At 26.7% G+C, this 23,234-nt stretch carries 27 protein-coding genes; 7 read left to right on the top strand and 20 right to left on the bottom strand.

Annotated features, from left to right (window positions below):
* Positions 1–170 precede the first annotated feature (170 nt).
* Positions 171–473 carry a DUF1540 domain-containing protein gene (locus tag EIH23_RS15260; RefSeq protein WP_122641280.1) on the top strand — a complete coding sequence of 101 codons (303 nt, stop codon included), beginning with the start codon at positions 171–173 and terminating at the stop codon, positions 471–473.
* 57 nt (positions 474–530) lie between these two features.
* Here EIH23_RS15260 and EIH23_RS15255 read toward each other — a convergent pair whose 3' ends face one another.
* From EIH23_RS15255 to EIH23_RS15240, 4 genes are all read right to left on the bottom strand, one after another.
* Positions 531–1,109 (bottom strand): indolepyruvate oxidoreductase subunit beta, encoded by a 579-nt coding sequence (locus EIH23_RS15255; RefSeq protein ID WP_122641279.1) that lies wholly within the window; start codon positions 1,107–1,109, stop codon positions 531–533.
* The gene (gene iorA / locus EIH23_RS15250; protein WP_122641278.1) at positions 1,110–2,897 is read right to left on the bottom strand and encodes an indolepyruvate ferredoxin oxidoreductase subunit alpha; all 1,788 of its coding nucleotides are present in this window, start codon (positions 2,895–2,897) and stop codon (positions 1,110–1,112) included.
* A 157-nt stretch (positions 2,898–3,054) separates the two neighbouring features.
* Positions 3,055–3,474, bottom strand: coding sequence for a DUF3785 family protein (locus EIH23_RS15245; RefSeq protein ID WP_122641277.1), 420 nt, complete (start codon positions 3,472–3,474; stop codon positions 3,055–3,057).
* Between the two features lie 11 nt (positions 3,475–3,485).
* Entirely contained in the window at positions 3,486–4,385 is a 900-nt protein-coding gene (locus EIH23_RS15240; RefSeq protein ID WP_122641276.1) for a biosynthetic peptidoglycan transglycosylase, read from the bottom strand.
* Positions 4,386–4,585: 200 nt separating this feature from the next.
* Here EIH23_RS15240 and EIH23_RS15235 point away from each other — a divergent pair, with 200 nt between their 5' ends.
* Positions 4,586–4,756, top strand: a complete 171-nt coding sequence (locus EIH23_RS15235; RefSeq protein WP_122641275.1) for a DUF362 domain-containing protein — start codon at positions 4,586–4,588, stop codon at positions 4,754–4,756.
* A gap of 36 nt (positions 4,757–4,792) precedes the next feature.
* Here EIH23_RS15235 and EIH23_RS15230 read toward each other — a convergent pair whose 3' ends face one another.
* The 11 genes from EIH23_RS15230 to EIH23_RS15180 all read right to left on the bottom strand — a co-directional run bounded on the left by EIH23_RS15230 (position 4,793) and on the right by EIH23_RS15180 (position 14,749).
* The gene (locus EIH23_RS15230) at positions 4,793–5,254 is read right to left on the bottom strand and encodes a hypothetical protein (protein ID WP_122641274.1); all 462 of its coding nucleotides are present in this window, start codon (positions 5,252–5,254) and stop codon (positions 4,793–4,795) included.
* A 289-nt stretch (positions 5,255–5,543) separates the two neighbouring features.
* Positions 5,544–6,557 carry a serine/threonine-protein kinase gene (locus tag EIH23_RS15225; RefSeq protein ID WP_122641273.1) on the bottom strand — a complete coding sequence of 338 codons (1,014 nt, stop codon included), beginning with the start codon at positions 6,555–6,557 and terminating at the stop codon, positions 5,544–5,546.
* Positions 6,548–6,847, bottom strand: coding sequence for a hypothetical protein (locus EIH23_RS15220; RefSeq protein WP_122641272.1), 300 nt, complete (start codon positions 6,845–6,847; stop codon positions 6,548–6,550). The genes EIH23_RS15225 and EIH23_RS15220 overlap by 10 nt, the downstream gene beginning before the upstream one ends.
* A 101-nt stretch (positions 6,848–6,948) precedes the next feature.
* Complete coding sequence (locus EIH23_RS15215; RefSeq protein WP_122641271.1) at positions 6,949–7,455, bottom strand: 3'-5' exonuclease; 507 nt, start codon at positions 7,453–7,455, stop codon at positions 6,949–6,951.
* Positions 7,456–7,529: 74 nt separating this feature from the next.
* A complete protein-coding gene (locus EIH23_RS15210; RefSeq protein ID WP_206425664.1) occupies positions 7,530–8,666 on the bottom strand; it encodes a murein hydrolase activator EnvC family protein in 1,137 nt (378 codons plus the stop codon).
* Between the two features lie 20 nt (positions 8,667–8,686).
* Positions 8,687–9,583, bottom strand: coding sequence for a permease-like cell division protein FtsX (gene ftsX / locus EIH23_RS15205; protein WP_122641270.1), 897 nt, complete (start codon positions 9,581–9,583; stop codon positions 8,687–8,689).
* Positions 9,567–10,265, bottom strand: coding sequence for a cell division ATP-binding protein FtsE (gene ftsE / locus EIH23_RS15200; RefSeq protein WP_122641269.1), 699 nt, complete (start codon positions 10,263–10,265; stop codon positions 9,567–9,569). The genes ftsX and ftsE overlap by 17 nt, the downstream gene beginning before the upstream one ends.
* 203 nt (positions 10,266–10,468) lie before the next feature.
* Positions 10,469–11,425: a S8 family peptidase gene (locus EIH23_RS15195; RefSeq protein WP_122641268.1), complete on the bottom strand. Its 957-nt coding sequence runs from the start codon at positions 11,423–11,425 to the stop codon at positions 10,469–10,471.
* Positions 11,426–11,452: 27 nt separating this feature from the next.
* A complete protein-coding gene (locus tag EIH23_RS15190) occupies positions 11,453–12,538 on the bottom strand; it encodes an MORN repeat-containing protein (protein WP_243113424.1) in 1,086 nt (361 codons plus the stop codon).
* Between the two features lie 245 nt (positions 12,539–12,783).
* Positions 12,784–13,785, bottom strand: a complete 1,002-nt coding sequence (locus EIH23_RS15185; protein WP_122641266.1) for a 3'-5' exonuclease — start codon at positions 13,783–13,785, stop codon at positions 12,784–12,786.
* A gap of 103 nt (positions 13,786–13,888) precedes the next feature.
* Positions 13,889–14,749 carry a tRNA 2-thiocytidine biosynthesis TtcA family protein gene (locus EIH23_RS15180; protein WP_122641265.1) on the bottom strand — a complete coding sequence of 287 codons (861 nt, stop codon included), beginning with the start codon at positions 14,747–14,749 and terminating at the stop codon, positions 13,889–13,891.
* Positions 14,750–14,974: 225 nt separating this feature from the next.
* Between EIH23_RS15180 and EIH23_RS15175 the strand changes: the two genes are divergently transcribed.
* From EIH23_RS15175 to EIH23_RS15165, 3 genes are read left to right on the top strand one after another with little or no spacing between them, the layout of a single operon-like run.
* Positions 14,975–15,184 carry a spore coat associated protein CotJA gene (locus tag EIH23_RS15175; RefSeq protein ID WP_122641264.1) on the top strand — a complete coding sequence of 70 codons (210 nt, stop codon included), beginning with the start codon at positions 14,975–14,977 and terminating at the stop codon, positions 15,182–15,184.
* Positions 15,184–15,453: a spore coat protein CotJB gene (locus EIH23_RS15170; RefSeq protein ID WP_122641263.1), complete on the top strand. Its 270-nt coding sequence runs from the start codon at positions 15,184–15,186 to the stop codon at positions 15,451–15,453. The genes EIH23_RS15175 and EIH23_RS15170 overlap by 1 nt, the downstream gene beginning before the upstream one ends.
* 22 nt (positions 15,454–15,475) lie before the next feature.
* The gene (locus tag EIH23_RS15165; protein WP_122641262.1) at positions 15,476–16,048 is read left to right on the top strand and encodes a manganese catalase family protein; all 573 of its coding nucleotides are present in this window, start codon (positions 15,476–15,478) and stop codon (positions 16,046–16,048) included.
* 84 nt (positions 16,049–16,132) lie between these two features.
* Here the strand turns inward: EIH23_RS15165 and EIH23_RS15160 are convergent, their stop codons facing one another.
* Both EIH23_RS15160 and EIH23_RS15155 read right to left on the bottom strand, forming a co-directional pair.
* Positions 16,133–16,540 carry a hypothetical protein gene (locus EIH23_RS15160; RefSeq protein ID WP_122641261.1) on the bottom strand — a complete coding sequence of 136 codons (408 nt, stop codon included), beginning with the start codon at positions 16,538–16,540 and terminating at the stop codon, positions 16,133–16,135.
* A gap of 94 nt (positions 16,541–16,634) precedes the next feature.
* Positions 16,635–17,957, bottom strand: a complete 1,323-nt coding sequence (locus EIH23_RS15155; protein WP_122641281.1) for a C40 family peptidase — start codon at positions 17,955–17,957, stop codon at positions 16,635–16,637.
* 278 nt (positions 17,958–18,235) lie between these two features.
* Here EIH23_RS15155 and EIH23_RS15150 point away from each other — a divergent pair, with 278 nt between their 5' ends.
* On the top strand, positions 18,236–18,880 hold the full coding sequence (locus EIH23_RS15150; RefSeq protein WP_122641260.1) for a hypothetical protein: 645 nt from the start codon (positions 18,236–18,238) through the stop codon (positions 18,878–18,880).
* 60 nt (positions 18,881–18,940) lie between these two features.
* Positions 18,941–21,142, top strand: a complete 2,202-nt coding sequence (locus EIH23_RS15145) for a DNA topoisomerase (RefSeq protein WP_122641259.1) — start codon at positions 18,941–18,943, stop codon at positions 21,140–21,142.
* A gap of 32 nt (positions 21,143–21,174) precedes the next feature.
* On the opposite strand, the gene EIH23_RS15140 is transcribed toward EIH23_RS15145, so the two are convergent.
* From EIH23_RS15140 to EIH23_RS15130, 3 genes are all read right to left on the bottom strand, one after another.
* Complete coding sequence (locus tag EIH23_RS15140) at positions 21,175–21,423, bottom strand: double zinc ribbon domain-containing protein (protein ID WP_122641258.1); 249 nt, start codon at positions 21,421–21,423, stop codon at positions 21,175–21,177.
* A 170-nt stretch (positions 21,424–21,593) separates the two neighbouring features.
* A complete protein-coding gene (locus EIH23_RS15135) occupies positions 21,594–22,430 on the bottom strand; it encodes a pyruvate, water dikinase regulatory protein (protein ID WP_122641257.1) in 837 nt (278 codons plus the stop codon).
* A 12-nt stretch (positions 22,431–22,442) separates the two neighbouring features.
* Positions 22,443–23,078, bottom strand: a complete 636-nt coding sequence (locus EIH23_RS15130) for a helix-turn-helix transcriptional regulator (RefSeq protein WP_122641256.1) — start codon at positions 23,076–23,078, stop codon at positions 22,443–22,445.
* Positions 23,079–23,234 lie beyond the last annotated feature (156 nt).

Below are 23,234 nucleotides of genomic sequence, written 5' to 3'. Positions count from 1 at the left end.
TTTTAAATTCAAATAATTTATAATTATTCATAATATAATAGATTTAGAATAGTTTCTATTAAATTTTAATATAATTTTTTAATCCCAAAGATATATTCTAAATTAAGAATAAAATTTATTTAGACTCAAATAATAAATAAATAAATTTATTTATTATTTAGGAGGTATTTATGTCAAATTTAAAATGTGCAGCTGAAGATTGTAGATATAATAATAGCGGAGATTGCTATGCTGGCGGTATAATAATAGATGGTAAAAATGCAACTACTACTATTAACACTAGTTGTATATCATATGAACCTAAAACAAAAACTTCAATGGAAAATTCTCTTAATGCTACTAATATAGTAGGTACTCTAAATATAGAATGTAGAGCTATAAAATGCCAATACAATAAATCAAAAAAATGTAATGCTAATTTAGTAAAAATAAATTCATCTAATGAAAGTTGTGAAACTTTTTCATGTCATTAAAATAATAAATGCAAAGATAAAGTTTACTTTATCTTTGCATTTATTATTTTATCTTTCCTATTTCTCCTTAATTAATTTTATACCTTCATGGAATGCTCGTATATTTATATCTATAAAATTTTCTTTGATATTTTTTCTTATTATATCTTCCCAATTTATATCATTTAAATTTAGTAATTCTACAACAACTCCTAGTAAAATCAAATTCATAACCTTTATATTACCTATTTCATTTGCTTTACTCTCAGCATCTACAGTAATTGCATGTAATATATTAAGTTCTTTATCAATATCTTCTTCAGGATAATTTACTTTTCCTATCAATACTGGAAGAGGTCTTATTTTATAGTTATTTACGATTATCTTTCCTTTCGGATTAAGATATTTTAAGTATCTAATTGCCTCCATCTTTTCAAATGATACTAACAAGTCTGCCCCACCTCTTTCTATTACAGGCGAATAAATCTTATTCCCATATCTAATATGGGTAGATACTGTACCTCCTCTTTGACTCATGCCATGTATCTCACTCGTTTTTATATCGTATCCAAATTCCATAAGCCCTATTGTAAGAATATTACTTACTAGTATAGTTCCCTGTCCCCCGACTCCAGCTAAAAGAATACTTTTTGTCATTTATTCTTCCTCCTTAAGTATGGCATTTTTAGGACACACTTGTGAGCAAACTCCACAACCAACACATTGTTGATTATCTATATAAGCTTTTTTTATTTTTTTATCAAAGGATATAGCCGGGCATCCTATGTTCGTACACATCTTACATCCTATACAGCAATCCATATTTACTTTTAACTTACTCTTAAATGGGTTATTAAACTCTTTTATATCTTGACATGATAGTTGTTTAAGAACACATGGCCATCTAGTAATTATTACTGATGGACCATCTTCATTAGATAGTGCCCAGTCAAGGGCATCATTGACCTCATCTAGTTTATTGGGATTAATTAATTTTATATTTTCTACTCCACAGGCTTTTACTAATAAATATATATCAATTTCTTTAGTTTTATCATTTTGCAAAGTATATCCTGTTCCCGGATTTTGTTGATAACCTGTCATTCCAGTTATTCTATTATCTAATATAACGGTTATTGAATCTCCTTTATTGTATACAGTATTTAATAAACTAGTTATGCCACTATGAAAAAATGTAGAATCTCCTATTACATTTACAACCTTAGTTTTATTACATTGTTTCATATTAAATATTGTTTGAGCACCATGACCTGCGCTAACACTAGCTCCCATACATATTATAAAATCTGTAGCATTATAAGGTTGTGCAAATGCTAAAGAGTAACATCCAATATCTCCTGCTATTACTAAGTTATTTCTTTTTCCTAATTCATAAAAAAATCCTCTATGTGGACATCCTGCACAAAATCCTGCAGGTCTAGAGGTTGCTAAATTTTCATTGCATTTTATAGTTTCTTTTTCTTCTTTTAATATAGATTTTCTTATTACTTCCGGAGTCAATTCACCGTAGGCTGGAATTATTTCTTTTCCTATACAATTTATATTATTTGCTTTTAATTGTTCCTCTATTATTGAATCATTTTCTTCTATTACATAAATCTTTTCTACCTTTGATGCAAATTCTTTTATCTTATTTATTGGAAGCGGATTTGTAAACCCTAACTTCATATATGATGCATTTTCAAAAAACACTTCTTTTGCAAAATTTACACACATTCCCGATGCTACAATTCCAATTTTGTTACTATTAATCTCATAATAATTTAAGTTAGTAGAATTAGAAAATTCTTTTAGTATTTGTATCCTTTTTTCAACCTCTATTCTTTTCACTCTACCATATATAGGAACAGTAAGGTTTTTTGCTACATTTTTTCTATACGGTTTAATTTCAACTTCATTTCTATCTAAACATTCTACAATACCTTTAGAGTGACATACCCTTGTGGTTACTCTAATTAAAACAGGGGTATCAAATCTTTCACTTATATCAAATGCTATTTTTACCATATCTTTTGCTTCTTGACTTGTTGATGGTTCTAGCAATGGTATTTTTGAAAATATGGCATAATTTCTATTATCTTGTTCATTTTGAGATGAGTGCATTCCTGGTTCATCTGCACTAACTATAACAGTTCCTCCATTTACACCAATATATGAATAAGTAAATAGTGGATCCGCTGCTACATTTAAACCAACTTGCTTCATAGTAGCTATGCTTCTAGCTCCTGCTATTGATGCACCTATAACAGACTCTACAGCTACCTTTTCATTTACAGACCACTCAGCTTTAATACTATCCTTATATTTAGCTATATTTTCTAGTATTTCTGTACTAGGAGTACCTGGATATCCTGCAGCAAACTTAACACCAGCTTCATAAGCTCCTCTTGCTATAGCTTCATTCCCTGTCATCAATTGCTTCATCTTATTAATTCCCCCTAAAAATAAACTTATTATTAAGTATAGAGATTACATAAGCTATGATATTATAGTTTAAAACGTTACAATTATATTTATGATATTTTAATATAAAAATATCATATAAAAGTATACCTTTATACTTTTATAGGATATTTCATTATTATACTATACAATTTTCTATTTGGATTATATAATCTCCACAATTTTTACATATTATTATACTTACTATATAACTATCATCTACCTTATTTGATTTAGATAGTTTATTAAAAGATAGACCTTCATACTCTTTGCAAACATCATTTATTATATATTCTTGATTCTTTGTAAATATATAAAAATGATATTCTAAAAATGGGAAGAATTTTTCTTTTTCTTTTACACCTGCTAAACATTCTGGACAAGCTTCTTGATAATATTCCACATCAAAATCAGCATCTTCATTATCATTTAAAATATCTAATATATTCTCTATATTTATACCTTTAACTGGCTTGTCTTCATCATTTATTAAACCACTGCAATTATTTTCATTTAATAAATATTCTTTTTCATCAAAGCTAAGTTTATATTCGCTCATACTACACCTCTTTATTCTATTTCTGATTTAAAAGGAACATTCTCTTTTACAGCATTTTTATATTCCTCATCTGTAATATACCTTAATTCATGCATTTTGTACAATATTGTTTCTTGTCTTTTTTTTGCTTGACCATGATCTATATACTTTGCTGGGTTATTAGTTATTCCTACAAGCATAGCACATTGAGCTAATGTCAAGTCCTCAACATTTTTACCAAAATAAACTTGAGATGCTTTGGCAACTCCATATGATGATTTTCCAAAATAAACATTATTTAAATAAGTTCCTAAAATTTCTTCTTTTGACATTATCTTATCCATTTGTAATGCATTATACATATCTGTAATTTTTCTTTTTATACTTTTATCATCATTTGTCAATAAATTTTTAGAAATTTGCATTTCTATGGTACTTCCACCTTGAGTACTATCTGAGAATACATTATGTATAACTGATCTTAAAAGAGATTTATAATCAACTCCATTATGCTCATAAAATCTTTCATCCTCAATAGACACTAATGCATTCTTTAAATTGTTTGGTATTTTATCAACACTAACAACTTGGCTACTTATATAGTTATCTTCTATAAGATCCCTTGTAACCTTTGGTGAATCCTTTAATGCTGAAATAGTAAACATCATTCCTATAGATGAAGTAATAATTAACATAATTAAAAATAGTATTGATACTCCTTTTAATAATTTTTTATTTTTACTAGTTTTGCGTTTTTTTAAATTACCTTTTCTATGTGATTTATAACTATTTCTATTTTCTTCTCTCTTTATATTATTAATATTTACTTTGCTTTCTATAGATTTATTACTTTCTGCCTTTTTTGATAAATAGTCATTTGAACTTATTTTTCTTCTTCTTATTTTATTTGTATTTTCATTATAATAGTCCATCTTTACCTCCTTATCTATAAATTTATTATAACCTCCCTATAATAATAAATCAAAGAACAAAATTGTAAGATTCATATTACATAAAATTCTATAAGAATACAAAAAAATAATTTTTTATTAATATTTTTTTAATTTTTTTGTGGAATTTTTGAAATTTTAGGGTATAATGTAAATGAAGTTAGTGTTAGGAGGTAAATATTATGGCATATCAAATAAACGATGCTTGTATAAGCTGTGGTGCTTGTGAAGCTGAATGTCCAATGAGCTGTATATCAGCTGGAGATGATAAATACGTTATAGATGCTGACGTATGTATAGAATGTGGTGCTTGTAACAGTGTTTGTCCTGTAGACGCTCCACAACCTGAGTAATAAAAAAACTGTTCTATTTTATATAGAACAGTTTTTTTATTTAAGTATTTCATCTGTTGTCACTAAATTTAATTTTATATTTTCACTTTTATTATACAAAGCAACCCCAACCTTTATATCTTTAATTTCACCCTTATTAACAGTTCCTATGAATCCTTTTACATCATCATCTGATGTTTTTACAAAGTACTTAGTTTCTCTATTACCTTGATAAGGATAAATATCTATAGTACATAATTCAATATCATAAAGTCCTTTATTCTCTACACTCATAGTAACTATAGCATAAAAATCATATATATCTCCTATATCTATTCGGGCGGTAAACATAGACACATCTTTTACCATTACTTCTATATTCTCATTATTTAAATTATTTATAAATACATTATTATATTCAGTAATTTTATTATTATCTTCATTCATAGAAATAGAAACATTGGATAAACTAATTGTAGTAAAAATTATTAATAAACAAATTAAAGTCTTTTTAAGCATATGTTCCTCCTATTATTTTTTATTAGTTTATCCAAATAGTAATTTTTTATTTAATATTAATAAATATTTCCATTTAACTCATATATTTTTTATTTTAATAAGTAAAAAAAAATAATTTTTTTCGACAAAACTATTGCGCTTTTTGTCGAAATTTGTTATTATTAATTCAAGGTTATTCCCCTAATAACCGATTATTTTACTCCCCAAATAAAATATATTCCCTAATAAACCCCTTTTTATAATATATTTTACCCCTTTTATAACCCTACTTGATCGGATTAAAGTAGGGTTATTTTTTTTTCATATTAATAATTTTACGTATTAATCTATATCCATGTGCTTTAGTATCTATAAAGTTAAGATTTTCATTCTCATCATATAAATTATGCTTAATATTCCAATATCCTAAATCTCTATATAAAGATATATACTTTCCATTAACACTCCATAAATATTGATCTTTATCTATTTTTTTGTATCTCCAATCTAAATTTTCTTCTATCTTAGATAAATCATTCATTATTTCTAATACATTATCATATCTTTCATCTTTATTAACTTTTAAACACTTCTCTATAATTAATATCATAGACTTTGGAACATGAGGAAGATATTTTTTTCTTACTGGAAATTTTCCATTTGCACATGCTATCTTTAAACTATTTAAATCCTTATATCTTTTAACTTGCTTATTATATTCTTCATTACCATTACACATTCTATACAAGGTTGTTCCTATTTGATATATATCAATCTTCTTATTTATAGTAGAGCTAATACATTGTTCTGGAGCGATATGTTTATAATATACATTTTTTAATTTTGCATTACCTTCTATATCTAAATAAAGCGATGATCCAAAATCAGTTAATACAGCTCTATTTTCGTCACTTATAAGTATATTATTTGGCTTTATATCACAATGTACCATGTTATTGTTATGAATATAGTACACGGCTTGTAGGAAATCTAGTGCATATTTAATTATTTCTCTTATAGTTAAATTCTCATTTTGCATCAAATTATATAATGAACCATTCCTAAAGTATGGCATTACTATATAGATGTAATCATCATCATATGATGCATGGTTTATAGTAATTATGTTTGGATGTCTTAACTTATATATTTTTTTAGATTCATCAAAATATCTTCCAAATTCTTTTAAATTTTTTTTATCAATTTGCTTTAATATAAATCTTGAACCTAGTTGAGTATCTTCAACTATATATAAAGCTGAGTTTACACCTTCTGAGTTTATTTTTTCAAGTATTTTCAAATTTATATTTGTATTTATTTGCATATCTCTACCCCACAACTTGAAAACAATTCTTCTAGTATTCCTTCTACTTTAACGGCTTCTATTATTTCAATACCAATATCTTCTTCTATATACATATAAGCTTTCCTTACACTATACTCTTTAATTAATACATTAATAATCTTCCTTATATAACTTAATCTTTCCCCTATACTAAAAGACTTTGGTATTATAATTTCATCCTCTAAGATAGGCTTTGTCTTATCATTTATCATTTTATATATTCCAAACTCTATTCTATTAATAAAGATACTAATATTCATAAATCCCATACTCATTCCCCCTAGGAAATATTAGTTTATTGTTATATAGTATGATTTATTATTTGTATAAAATGCTAAAATAAAAAAAATAAGCGTGAATTCACGCTTATTTATACTTCGTCTTTTATTTTTAAAAATAATTTAGCTGTTGCAAGTGTATCACTATAGGCTCTATGAGCATTTTTATTTTCTATATTATAGTATTCACAAGCAGTCTCTAACTTTTTATTTTTACCCTTATATGATTTGTTATTCTTTAATAATTCTAATGTACATATATGATTTTCTATTGGATCTAGATTTAATTGTTTTAAATAGTAATTTAAAAACTTTAAATCAAACTTGGCATTATGAGCTATTATTGTTCTATCGCCAATATATTTTCTAAATCTCGGTAATACATATTCTATACATTCTTCATTTTCTACCATTTCATTACTTATATTAGTTATCTCTGTTATAAAATTTGGTATTTCTTTTTTAGGCTTAACAAACCTGGAATAGTTTCTAACGATTTCGTTATTAATTATTTCTGTTATACCTATTTCAATAATCTCACAACCTTTATAAGGATCTAATCCTGTAGTTTCTAAGTCAACAACTACATATTCTTCCATATATTCTCTCCTTAGATTTTAATAAATATATATACATTTTATATTTATAATAAAGGATAATCAATATGTAACTTTTATAAGTAATTCATAGGATTTGTATGTCTACCATTTACCCTTATTTCAAAATGTAAATGTGGTCCTGTAGACCTACCTGTTGAACCTATTTTAGCTACAACTTGTCCTTTTTGAACAGTTTGTCCTACAGAAACATTTAATGCACTATTATGAGCATATAAAGTTACTTTTCCATCATTATGCCTTATCATAACTGTGTTTCCGTATGTTCCTTGAACGCCTGAGTAAATTACAGTTCCCGAATCATAAGCAGTTACAGGTGTTCCAGTTGGCGCTGGTATATCTATCCCTGTATGAATTGATGATGCTCCTGTAACAGGATGAATTCTATATCCATATGGAGAACTTATTCTACTATATCCCGGAACTGGCCACGATCCACTTGTAACAACTGCATTTGACGATGATCCTGACGATGTATTTGAAGATGAGCTTTGTTGTTTTTGTGCTTCCGCTTCAGCCTGAGCTTTAGCTGCTGCAGCTTCTTCCTCAGCTATTATTTTAGCAATTTGATTTTCTAATTCTTCCTCTTCTTTAGCTAATTGATTTTTTAACTCCTCAACTTCAGCTTTATCTGATTCTAATTTATTATTATCTGATTCAAGAGAGGATTTTAAAAGCTCTTGTTCTTTAACTTTATCTTCTAGTGACTTTTTCTTTTCTTCAACAAGAGATTTATTTTCATCTAATTCTTTTAATAAGTCTCTATCTTGTTGTATAACTTCTTTAACCATATATATATTGTTAAAGAAATCCGATAATGAATTACTGCTTAAAATTACTTTTATATAAGCCATAGAATAGTTGTTATTTATTACTTTTAGTCTTTCACCTAACGCATCTTCATTATCCTTTATTTTATTTTCTAAATCTTGTATTTCTTTTTTAGCTTCTTCAGTTTCATCGTTAAGACTTGATATTTTTTCTTCAGTTGATTTTATATTCTCTTCTATTTCTTTTATTTGAGAATCTAAATTTTTAATTTTATCATCTAATTCAACTTGTTCTTCTTTATTCTTACTTAACTTATTATTTAAGCTAGACTTAGTTTCTTCTGCATATACAGTAGATGAATTAATTAATGATGCATTAACTAATATAGATCCTACCGCTATTAATGACACTACTTTTTTCACTCAATCTTCCCCCATTTCTTCTACACTTTTAAATGTTTTCTAACTGATACTATACTTCCTAAAACACCTATAGCTATACCTGTAGCAAATAATATTAATATAAGTGAAATAGATATACTATTTAATGGTACAACCATATTTCCCATCATATTACTTAATGCTCCACTAATTTTTTCAACCATATATCCGTACATACTAGTACATACTGCTACAGATAAAACTGATCCAAGTAAACCTATTATAAATCCTTCTACTATAAATGGACTTACAACAAAGCCGTTACTTGCTCCTACATATTTTATTATTTCAATTTCTTCCTTTTTGCTGTAAACTCTACTTTTTATTGTATTAGATATTATTATTAAACATATTAATAATAATGCTATTATTAATATCCCTCCAAATTTCTTTACAGTATTAGATAAGTTTAAGAAATTTTTAATTATATCTTGATGATATTTTACCTCTTTTACGTTTACAACTGTTTCTATTTCTTTAGCTACAGTATCTATATTATCTGAATCTTTTAATGTAACTGTATATGTATCATCTAAAGGATTTTTTATTCCTTCTAACAGATATCCATCATCGCCCCAATCTTCTTTCATAGAATTGAAAGAATCTTCTTTTGACTTGTATGTAACAGTTTTTACACCTTCTATTTTCTCTAAGATTTCTTTAACTTCTTTACTTTGACTTTCATCTAAATTATCAACTACAGAAACTTTAACTTCATTTACTTGGTCTTTTGTTACTTCTATAAACTGATTTATATTTAAAACTATTGTTATGATTATACCTAAGATAATTAACGCTGATGAAACAGATATTACTGAGATAAGACTCATAGTTTTATTTTTAACTAGACCATTCAAACCTTGTTTTAGATTATAAATAAAATTAGATAATATCTTCATAACAATCCCTCTTTACGTCTTTTTTTGTATCTTCTATTATTTTTCCTGCATCTATTGCTATAATTCTTTTTTTATATTGCTTTAGTATTTCTATATCATGAGTTGCCATTACTATAGTTACACCTTCTTCATTTATATTTTCTAATAAATCTACTATTTTTCTAGAATTTTCTATATCTAGGTTTCCTGTACATTCATCTGCTATTATTATAGAAGGCTTATTAACAATTGCTCTTGCTATTCCAACTCTTTGACATTCTCCACCAGATAACTCATCTGGATATTTATTACACTTATGATATATACCTACTTTTTGTAGTACTTCCATTACCCTTGGTTTTATTTCATTAGGAGCAGCACCTACAACCCTCATTGCAAGTTCTACATTTTCATATACAGTTTTATCCTTTAATAACTTAAAGTCTTGAAATATAATCCCTATATTTCTTCTATACTTATGTATTTTATTAACCTTTATATTTGTTATATCACTACCTAATACTGATACACTACCTTTTGAGGTTTTTTCTTCTCTTGTTATTAATTTTAATAAAGTAGATTTTCCTGCACCTGACCTACCTACTAAAAATACAAACTCACCCTTGTCAATTTTTAAGTTTATATTTTTTAAGGTTTTATTACCGTCAGGATATGTTTTATCTACACATGTAAACTTAATCATAATATCACTCCATTTTAATCTATTTTGTATGCTAAGTAATTCTTCCTTTTTTATATAAATTTATCATTTTTTGTAACTTTATTGTAACATCTTATTATATATTATCTAAAATTTTGGTTTTAGTCAAATCTTAATAATATCCATACATAAATTAAGTGCATATTATAGTTTAAAAATCAACTATAATATGCACTCTTGATATTTTAATATTTTATTTTTTTTGTTATTTTTTCTTCTTTTAAATAAATTAATCCATTTCCCTGTACTGTTCTTGAATAATCTAATGTTCTTGTGTGTTTAATTAATTGTGCGTATAATTCTTGCTCAGTTAAGTCTCTTTGGAATTCTTGTCTAGACCAATTTTTTAATAAAGCTAAACTTCCACTTACGTATGGTGCTGCCATACTAGTTCCACTGAGACTAGCATAAGTGTTATTAGGATAAGTTGATACTATTTCAACTCCTGGTGCTACCAAATCTATAACAAGGTTTGCATTGCTAAAATAAGCAGGATTTCCCTTTTTATCAACTGCACCTACAGATACAACTTCTACATAAGATGCCGGATAGGAATATTGGAATTCTTCTGAATTTCCATCACCTTCATTACCTGCCGCACAAACCACTAGTATATTCTTGCTAGAAGCTTCTTTAACTGCTCTTTGTAGCTTCTCACTATTTTCTGACATACCTAATGACATAGATATAATATCTACTTTTTTTTCTATAGCATAATATATTGCATTAATAACCCAGCTCAGTTTACCACTTCCACTTCTATTAATGGATTTAAGAATATATATATTTGATTTCGGTGCTACTCCTACGATATTATGTTTGCCTTGTGCTGCAATTATTCCTGTAACATGAGTTCCATGACCTACTCTATCAGTTACAATATTTGGATTTTTATTATCTTCATCAGTAAAGTTTCTCACACCAACTATACACTCTTTTAAATCTTCATGGTATATGTCACATCCAGAATCTATTATTGCTATATTTACACCTTCACCCATAGATGATTGTTGCCAAAAGTTTTTTGCTTGTATCATATTTATTCCATAATTTAAAAATGATGAACTACTTCTTATTTCATCATTTTTTATATAAGGAATTAGTTTTACAGTAAAATCACCATTATTATCTTTATTTTTCATAATATCACTCCAAATTTTGCATTATACTTAATTATATAAACTTGTAGCATTTAATGTGATTTTATCATTACAATCTTTTGACAAATAATCATGTATATTCTCTATTAACTTAATATCACTATCATTTTCTATAGAAATATTATAAATGTACTTATCATCTTTATCTTTACACTTATAAATACCTTCTTTTATTACATTATTCTCTATTATAACTTCTATATACGATCCATCTAAAAGATAATACGTTCCTATTTTATATTTTTCATCATTATCCCATTCACCTATATATTTATATATCTCACATTCATAGGTTCCAATCCCACTCTTTTTACCATTTTTAAAATCGCCTTCATATATACTACCATCTTTATAGGTATACTTTCCTATACCATTAAATAAATCATCCTTAAATTCTCCATAATAGGATTCACCATTTCTATACTTAAGCTTACCATTACCTTTTTTTAATCCGTATTTATAATTACCTTCATATATATTTCCATCTATATCAGTATAACATCCATATCCATGATATACATTGTTCTTAAACTCTCCAATATAAACCCTTCCATCATTATATTTATAGGTTCCCTTACCATTAAATTTATCACCTTCAAATTCTCCATCATACAAATCTCCACTAGAATTCAAAAACTTTCCTTTACCTGACTTTTGATCATCCTTAAACATTCCTACATACTTACTTCCATCCCTATAGTATAATGCCCCTTTTCCATTTTTATGATTATTTGCATACTCACCCTTATAAATATCTTTATTTGTGTATGTATATACACCAACACCATCTATTAAACCACTTTTAAAATCTCCCATATAGTAAGAACCATCACTAAAAGTATACTTTCCTACCCCATCCATTTTGTCATTTCTCCAGAGCCCTTCATACTTCTCTTTATTTGAAAAAATACATATACCAAACCCATTTTTCTTACTTTCTAAGAATTCACCTATATATATATCTCCATTATTATATTTTAATATTTCTTCTCCTTTTAACTTTGTATTAATACCTGTTTCCTTATATACAACTGTTTCATTTTGTTTTAATGAATGCTCCATCTTGCTTATATTTTTAAAAATCTTTTTATTCATGCCATACTTCCGATTAAGCATGCTCTTTCTTTTTTTACTATGCTTTTTATCTACTATATATCTTAAAAGTAAAAATAAAATATATATTGAGGATAGGCATGCGAACACAGATAGTACAGTTAAAATATATTTGGTAATACCATTCACAATATAACATCCCCTTTTATAAAGTTATTATATTTATATATATTTTAAAATAAGTGAAATTATAATTTAATATAAAAATGATTCCATTTTATTTGGAATCACTTTATATATATATCTATATTCTCTTCTTTTAAATCTTCATCAAATAACTCAATTATTGTCATTATCTCATATTTATATTCTGATATACTTAACTTATACAGCATTAAATCATCTATTAAATCTTTTATATCTAAACATAAATTTTCTAGTACATAAAAGTAACCATCTTTTATATTGTATAATTTCTCGATTGTAATAATTTTCTTGCTTATATCTTTTATTATATCTATATTATATATATCTATATTTGATAAAGATAAGATATATTTTCTTATAACATTTATTATTTCTATTGATATAGAGTTTATATCATAATTTCTATCATTTTTATAAAAATAATTCTTATACTTTTCAAATTTTTCATCTAATTCTTCATCTATTATATTAAATGGAGGTTTTATCATATCTTTTATTATAAGTAATTCTCTTATACTTTCATTATCATCTAAAACTGAATCTAGCAAAAATAAATTATATGCATCATCTAATGGATCATGAACTTCTCCACTAAATTCAACATTTGCTATACTAAGTAAATTTTTTAAAGATATATAATTCACACACCTTATTCCACAGTCTAAATATTTATCTTTTATATCTACAAATAAACTTCTTATGTTATTTAAAAACCTTGGATGCTTATTTTTTTGAGAACTTATTTTATCAATATTATTAAAACATACCAAGTCTAAATTTCCAAAGGTATAAATTCCTTTTATATCAGAAAACGTACCTAACCAACTTTTAAAATCCCTCATTACATTTTCATATGTAGGTGCCTTATATAAATCTTCTGACGTTATTTTAGTTAATTCTTCTATATGTGGATATACTTCTTTGGTTATCATTGGTTTTATCAGGGATTTAAATTTTTCTATTTTTCCAGTATGCTCATCATACTTAACTGCGCCAATAGCTATTATATCTGCATTTAGTGTGTCCCTTTTACCTTTATTATTTGGCATGTTCATTTCAAAATCTATATATATCTTTTTCAAGATAAACTCCCCTCTCTAAATATGTCTATATATATTCTATCATTTTATAATAAAATAAAAAACCGTTAACTAATTATTAATGCATTAGTCAACGGTTTTTTATTTATTCATATTTTTCTAAGAATGAATGTTTTACTCCATCTTGTTGCCATCCTAAAACAGAATCTATATTTACATTTTCAGCTGCTTTAAATATAGATTTTTCTACATCTTTAAAGTTTTCCCCTAAATTTTTTATAAGGTCTTTTATTTCATATCTTTTATTTCCAGTTTTTTTTGCTGCAACCATACAAGCGCAATTTAATGGCCATATACCACTATTTTGTATAAACCTTATTATATGTTCTTCTCTTATATAGTAAAGAGGTCTTATTATCTGTATTCCGTCAAAATTCGTAGAATCTAATTTAGGTAACATTGTTTTAAAGTTACCAGCACATAATAAATTTAACATTGTAGTTTCTATAACATCATCATAATGATGTCCTAAAGCCAGCTTATTACATCCTAACTCTTCAGCTTTTGAGTATAAAGCACCTCTTCTCATTCTAGCACACATATAGCACGGATAATCCTTCGCTATTTCATCTGCTATTTCAAATATTCTTGAATCGAATAAATGTATTGGTATATCTAAATACTCACAGTTATCTATTAGTAACTGCCTTATATCTTTATGATATCCTGGGTCCATAGCTATAAATTCAACTTCAAAATTAACTTGCCCATGTCTTTTTAATTCTTGAAACATTTTTGCCATAAGAAGACTATCTTTACCTCCAGAGATAGCAACACCTATTTTATCTCCTTCTTCAACTAAATTATAATCTCTTATAGCTTTTATAAATTTCGACCATAAATGCTTTCTATATTTCTTAATAATACTTCTTTCTATATCTTTTAATGGTTGTCTTTCATCAAAAGGTACTATTATTTCACAACCTTTTCCTGCTAAATTACTCATTAAATCACCTCATTTTTATGTGAACATGAAATTTATTTTATCATAAATTATATTAGTAATTCAAGACATACTATAAGCTATATTCATGAAAAATTTTACTATCTGTATTTAATAGTATATTTATTTCAAATTTCTATCATCTTTATATGTAACATTTTAAACACTGATAAATATAATATTAGTACATAGCTTGGCTATAGATTTTGACAAGGAGGTTTTTCATCAATGGAAAAGAATAACAGAGGAGTTGTACAGAACTGTGGTTGTGAACTAGCTAGACCTTATGTAAATGATCAAGTTCTTACAAAAGTCTATAATCTTCCCACTGCATTAAAAAACGGTACTTTATTTCCAGAACTATTCTTAATAGACTCTGATATGTATAATGCAGATTTATATAAAAATCCTAAAAATAGAGTTAGGGGGAGAAGATAATGAGACAATCCTGCGATAGAAGTGAATTATTGCAAAAAGTTCAAGAAACAAGTTTTGCATGTGTAGAATTGAATTTATATCTAGATACACATCCAGAAGATAAAAATGCTATAAATATGTATAATTATTTAGTTTGTCAATTTAAGCAAGCTAAAGCTGCTTATGAATCTAAATTTGGTCCTTTAACTAATTTTGGTTATGCTCAAAGCCAATATCCATGGCAATGGATATGTGACCCTTGGCCATGGGACAGAGAATTCAATCAATAAAGTATACTAGGGGGTAAAATTTATGTGGATATATCAAAAAACTTTAGAATTTCCAGTCAATTTAAGATGTAAAAACTTGAGCATGGCTAAGTACATCATGACACAATTAGGTGGACCAAACGGAGAACTAGCTGCTGCTATTAGATATTTACAACAAAGATACACTATGCCTACAGGAAAATCACGCGCACTTTTAACAGACATAGGTACTGAAGAACTAGCTCATGTTGAAATAATTTCTACTATGTTGTATCAATTGACTGAAGATGCAACTCCAGAAGAATTAAAAGCAGCTGGACTCGGGTCACATTATTCAGTTTGGGGACACGGTACATTCCCTTCTGATCCAAACGGAGTACCTTGGACTGCAGCATATATAAATGTTTTTGGTGACTCAGTTACTAACTTACATGAAGATATGGCTGCTGAACAAAAAGCTTTAGCAACATATTATCAACTTATCAATTTAACTGATGATGTAGATATAATAAATGTTTTAAGATTTTTAGGAGAAAGAGAAATAGTTCATTATCAAAGATTTGGCGAAGCATTAATGGATGTATATGACTATACTGACTGCAAAAAAATTTTTTAATATAGATTATTTTATTTGATATAATAAATGGGCTATTTTCAAAACTACATTGATAAAATCAAGTTATTGAGATAGCCCTATTTATTATAAATTAGATAAAACTCTAACTTTTATATCTTCGTTTAATCCAGAAAAAGATGATATACCATCTATATCAGATATTGAAAAATATTGAATATAATCACTTAATATCTTAAGTGGTTCATATTCACTTCTATTATGAAAATAATAACATAGATTTTGCATATACTTTAAATAGCATTTATTAATTCTAATCTCTACATAAGGTAAATCACTTTCCATCCTTGAATCATGAAATAATTCTTTTAATCTCATATATGCACATTCTGAGTCTTTACTTAAATGTAGATCGCTTAATCGTTCTTCTAATGCTTTTTCTATATAAAAAAGAGCTGTTCTGTTTATAAGTAATTCTACATAGAAATTGTTACGACTATATTTAAATTGGTAAAAATCAGTTACAACAGTCATACTATCGCCCCTTATATGTTATTTAATAGTATTGGTTCTATAGTATATATTATTTTCATTATTAATGATTATTTATACATTAAGTTTAAAATATTTACAATACTCTTCTTGCGTTAACAAAAGCATTTGTATAATAATTACTATTAAAATCAGATATAACTACTTCATCTTTACTTGATGAAGCATGTATGAATTGTCCATTACCTATATATATACCTACGTGACTCACATTTCCATCATTAGATCCATTAGTATCAAAAAATACTAAATCTCCTTTTTTAACACTACTTCTACTCACATAAGTACCATATTTACTTTGATCTTTAGATACTCTTGGAATTGTGATTCCTGCACTTTGCTTAAATACATAATAAGTAAATCCTGAACAGTCAAAAGAGTTTGGGCCTTCTGCTCCCCAAGAATAATCTTTACCTAATAATGTTTTCGCAAAGCTTATTAACTTATCAACCTTAGAATTAGTTGCAGATGAATCATTTGATCCTTCCGACTTATTACTTAAGTATTGACTAGATACGTAACCAGTTTTTCCATTATACTTTATTTTAGACCAACCATTAGATTCTGATATTACTCCTACTTCAGCTCCATAACTTATAGTTGTTATCTTTGAATAACTTGTTCCTGGTCCACTTCTAACATTAAGTGTCGTTGCAGTAACTATTTTATAACTTGTAATAGATTCTGAGCTTGATCCGGAATTATCTTTAGATACTATATAATCACTGCTTACATATCCATTAGTTCCTTTATAGTTTATTTTAGCCCATCCATTTGATTCTGATATAACTGAAACTTCATCTCCTTTTGATAATGTTCCTATTTTGGAATAATTCGTTCCTGCTCCACTTCTAACATTAAGTGTCGTTGCAGTAACTATTTTATAACTTATAATAGATTCTGAGCTTGATCCGGAATTATTTTTAGATACTATATAATCGTTACTTACATATCCATTAGTTCCTTTATAGTTTATTTTAGCCCATCCATTTGATTCTGATATAACTGAAACTTCATCTCCTTTTGATAATGTTCCTATTTTGGAATAATTCGTTCCTGCTCCACTTCTAACATTAAGTGTCGTTGCTGTAACTACTTTAGTTATAGTTTGATTCGAACTACCAGGTGAACTTACGTAGTCACTATGTACATAACCAACTTCTCCATTATAACTTACATTAATCCAAGTTCCACTAGTTCCTATATACTCTACTGTATCACCTTTATTTAACTTTTTCATAGATGAATAGTTTGTTCCAGGACCTGTTCTAAAATTAACGGAATTTGCAGTTATTGTTCTATATTCAATTGTATCTGCATTAGATATAGTACTACATAATGGTATAGCTACAGATGTTGCTATTACTCCCGAAAGTATATATTTTTTACTAATATTCATAAATATCAATTATAGTTTTAATTAACTATAATCTTGATCAACTCCTCTCCCTATAAACAAGTGTATATAACACTTGAAGGTTTGTTTTCTAAATGTACATTTTTATATAAATTTAGACTACTTCTTGATAATATTATTACAAATATGTAACTTTATGTCTATAAAAATCGCTATTTACCAATATTTTCTACACATATTATTTAGTACTAAGTTGAATTTTTATAGAATATTATTTATTAAATGGATTACTGTCTTACTCTACGTTGGGAGGATTTTATATGAATAATAACTTTAATCAAATCAACTTGTTGCCCATCCCTTGGATGAAACAGAAATTAGAAAGTATTTATGAAAAAAAATTTTGTGGTGACCTATTTTTATTTTTTAGTAACTTAAGATCTAGTACAAAAGTAAATCCTAAAACTATTACTGATTTATTGGATAATTTAAATATCGTTATAGATAACACTCATCCTATATATTTTTATTTTCCTACTGAGGTTAATGATTTTATAAACGACTTAATTATTACATTAAAATCTTTATTCCCAAATAATGCTTATATAATTCTTTGTGGATTCAAAGAAATCTATATAAGTTCAAATAATATGGACTATATTGCTAACTTATGTGATTTTTATCCACACTTAAGAAATAAAATTGATGGATGTTGTCTTATAGATAGTAGTAAGTCATTTGAAATATTTACATCTTTATCAGATACCCAAAGAATCAATATACTTCCTAATTCATCCTGCACAATTTCTTGTCCAATCTTAGATTATAAATTCTATAATATTAATATTTGTAATTTAAATCATGTTTGCTTTGTTGAATTGATTGAAGATAAATCATCAAATTTTACAAATTATTATATAAAAGGTTTAACTAATAAAAATAATAATTTTAATTTTAATTTCTAGACTGCCTTGCAGTCTTTTCTTTTTATATGATAATATAAATAGTATTTGAAGGAGGTTTATATGAAACTTATACTTGCAGAAAAACCCTCAGTTGCTAAAACCATAGCAACTTTTTTAGGTGCAAAAACTAGAAATGATGGGTATTTTGAAGGAAATGATTATATAGTTACTTATGCTGTTGGTCACCTTGTATCTTTATATGATATGAAAGACTACGATAAAGATAAATACTCTGGTTCTTGGAAAATGGATAACTTCCCATTTATACCTAGTGATAAATTCAAATTTAAAGTAGATGATTCTAAGAAAAAACAATTTGAAACAGTAAAGAAGCTTTTACATAGAGATGATATAGAATATATAATTAATGCTACAGATAATGATCGAGAAGGAGAACTTATATCATTTTTAATATTTTTATTGGCAAAAAATAAAAAACCTGTAAAAAGAATACTTGTAAATGAATGGACTCCCGAAGATATAACTCGAGGACTTAATAATTTAAAAGATAATTCTGATATGTTAAATTTACAAGCAGCTGGATATACTAGACTTCTCACTGACTGGTTAATAGGAATTAATTTTACTTCTGTTGCTACATTAAAATATGGAAATGGTAAATTACTTAATATAGGTCGTGTAATACTTCCTACTGTTAAATTAGTTTATGATAGAGATATGGAGATTTCAAACTTTATTCCTAAAAATTATTTTGAAATTGAAGGAAATTTTAAAAGTTCAAATGGGGAGTATAAAGGAAAATATATAAAAGGCAAAGAAAGTAAATTTGATACTATTGATGATGCTAATAAAATTATAAATACTATTACTTCTAGTAATGGACAAATAACTGATAAGAAAGTAACAACTTCTAAAGAATATGCTCCAAAACTATTTAGTTTAACTTCTTTACAAGGTTTTATAACTTCAAAGTATTCAAATTTTACTTCAGACAAGGTTTTAAGCGTATGTCAGTCTCTTTATGAGGGAAAAGGTAAAGGTGGATATATAACTTATCCTAGAACTGATTCTATTTATTTAGAAGAAAGTTTAGTCCCTAAAGTTTCTCAGACACTAGATAAATTAAAAGTCGGTCTTCCTTATGAAAATAAAATATCTTTTACAAAAAGTAAAAGAATATTTGACTCTTCAAAGGTTGATAGCCATAGTGCTATAATTCCTACTTATATAATACCTACAAACCTTACACCTGATGAAAAAATTGTCTATGATGCTATAAAAGATAGATTCATAGCAAACTTTATGCCCCCTGCTGAATATGAAAATACAGAAATAAAAACTGAAGTTGATAAACATGTATTCTTAACCAAAGGAAAAGTCTTAAAAGTTAAGGGATACTTAGAAGTATATAATAAAGAAGAAAAAGATGACTTACTTCCTATGGTTAATAAATCTGAAATTGTTGATGTATTAGATATAAAAACCTTAACTAAACAAACTACTCCACCTAAACCGTATACTGAAGATACTTTACTTAAAGCTATGAAAAACTGCGGTAAAAATGTATCAGATGATGATACGACAGTTTTATCAGGGTACTCAATAGGAACTTCTGCAACACGTGCAGATGTTTTGAAAAAAATAGGTCAAGTTGGTTATGTGAAAAAGAAAGGTAAGTCATACTCTATAACTGATTTAGGTAAAAATCTAGTTGAAATTTTTCCTGTAACAGATCTATTTGATGTAGACTATACTGGTAAATTAGAGAAAAGTTTAAGTGATATTCAAAAAGGACAATTTACTAGAAAAGAATATCTAACTAATATTATGAACTTTATTTATCAAAATGTTAATTTAATAAAAAGAGATAGCAATAAAAGTATAAATACTGAAAATTATACTTACAACCCTAAGACAAAAAAATATATTAAAGAGTCTTCTGCTACAATAAAAAACTCTACGAAATCAAAATCCACTACTAAAACTGTAAAGTCTGAAAAAAATGACTCTTTAGGAAAATGTCCAATATGTCAAAATGATGTGGTTGAATTTGAAAAAGGATATTTATGCACTAACTATAGTAACTGTAAATTCGGAATTTGGAAAAATGACAAATATTTAGAATACTATAATAAAAAACCAAATAAAACTATGGTTAAAAGCATATTAAAAAATGGTCAAGCTAAAGTTAAATCTTTAACATCAAAAAAAGGTACTAAATTTGATGCATTGCTAAAATATACAAAAAAAGAAAATGGTTATTGGGGATGGACTATGGAAGTAGATAATTCTTCTAAATAAATAAGGTTAGCTGGTGATTACACCAACTAACCTTATTTATCATCATAAAATACTTCATCTATTTTATTTCTTGCTAATCTCATCAGTTCATTTAATTTATACCCTCTTAACTTACATCCACATTTAGGGCAATATTCTAATTTTTTAGAAACTAAAGCTCTGCAATTAGGCTCTGGACATCTTATTTTTTCATTAACTTCCGAAACTTTTAATCCACATCTAGGGCAAATTGTACCAGGTCTTGATGAAACTTCTTTCCCACATCTTGGACACTTGACCATATTATATCCCTCCATAAAATTAACTTAAAAATACTCCTTTATTATTTATATGCAAAGTATACTTAATAAGTTTCTTTTACATAATTATAAAGGAGCATTGTAATAACTAATTTATGTTAAGTTTAATTTATACAACTAGACATATTTTTTTAATTTTAAGGTGAAATTAATTATTTATCTTTAATTTTAAATGTGTTTATTCCATTTTCTTTCATTAAGTCTATAATTATGCCTGCAGTTTCTTCTATTGCTTTATTAGAAACATCTATAACAGGACATCCTAGCTTTTTCATTACAGTATCTGAGTAATCTAGTTCTTGCAATATTCTTTCAAGGTTTGCATAATTTGCATTACTTGATAAACCTAATGCTTTTAATCTTTCTTGTCTTATTTTATTTAATTTTTCAGGTGTATTCGTAAGCCCTATTATTTTCTTAGGATTTATGTCATTTAACTCTTTAGGTAATGGTATTTCAGGTACTAATGGAACATTAGCAACCTTTATATTCTTATTGGCTAAATACATACTAAGAGGTGTTTTTGATGTTCTTGATATACCAACTAAAACTATATCTGATTTTAAAACTCCTCTTGGATCTTTCCCATCATCATACTTAACTGCAAATTCTATAGCTTCTACTCTTTTAAAGTAACTTTCATCTAGCTTTCTTATGATACCAGGCTCTCTCTTTGGCTTTCTTTCAGTTTTCTTTGCTATTTCACTTAGTATTGGAGACATTAAGTCTATATTGCTTAATCCCTCTTCCATACAATATTCTCTAGTTAAATTAGATAAGTTCTCATCTACTAAAGTATATATGATTATAGCTTCTTCATTTTTTCCGCTATTTAGTATTTCCATAAGAAATTTTTTATCTGCTACATAAGGAAATCTTCTAATCTCATAATTGTCATTTATTGAAAATTGAGATAAGGCAGCTTTTGCAACTTGTTGAGCTGTTTCTCCCACAGAATCTGATATCACATATATGATCAAATTTTCCATATACTCCCCTCCTTAATTGTCTATCATCTCTAAAAATAGCTTTGTTATATTCGTTTTCGATATTCTTCCAACTATTTTTACCTTCAACCCATCCTCACTTGTTTCTACAACTGGTAAAGAATCTACCTCATGTTCTATAATCTTTCTAACTATTAGTAAAATTTCTTCATCTCTACTAGTAGTTATTACATTGGGAGTTCTAGTCATAATCATACCTATAGGAATTCTGTTTATATCAGACCCTCCTATAGTAGCTTTTAATAAATCCTTTCTAGAAACTACACCACATAGGTTTTCATTATCATCTGTTATGAATATACTTCCTACATCAGATAAAAACATATTAACTATTACTTCATATATACTTATATCTTGTTTTACTATTACTGGCATACTCATTATATCTTCTGCCTTTTTATCTTTTATGCTATTACCAACTAGATTTAAATCACTAACTCCAGAATAAAAGTATCCTACCTTAGGTCTTGCATCTAAAATTCCTGTCATAGTTAATATTGCTAAGTCTGATCTTAGTGTGGCACGTGTCACATTTAAGCTAGCAGCTATGCTTTCACTAGTTATTGGTTCATTAGCTTTGACAATGTCGATTATTTTTAGCTGTCTTTGATTAAGTTGAATAATAATCACCTTCCTCTTTAATGTGATACACTTTTTAATCAGAAATCCATTATATAGTATAATATTATATATCTATATATGACATTCTGTAAATGTTTTTTATTATCTTATAGTATATTATTAATTTTAATACGTCTATTTTTTAACATATTCATATAAAAAATT

Origin of the sequence: Romboutsia sp. Marseille-P6047 (assembly GCF_900604535.1) — a bacterium.
In the GTDB taxonomy this organism is placed as follows: domain Bacteria; phylum Bacillota; class Clostridia; order Peptostreptococcales; family Peptostreptococcaceae; genus Romboutsia_E.
The sequence above is the reverse complement of the archived record's forward strand: the minus strand, read 5'-3'. Positions and strand labels throughout refer to the sequence as shown.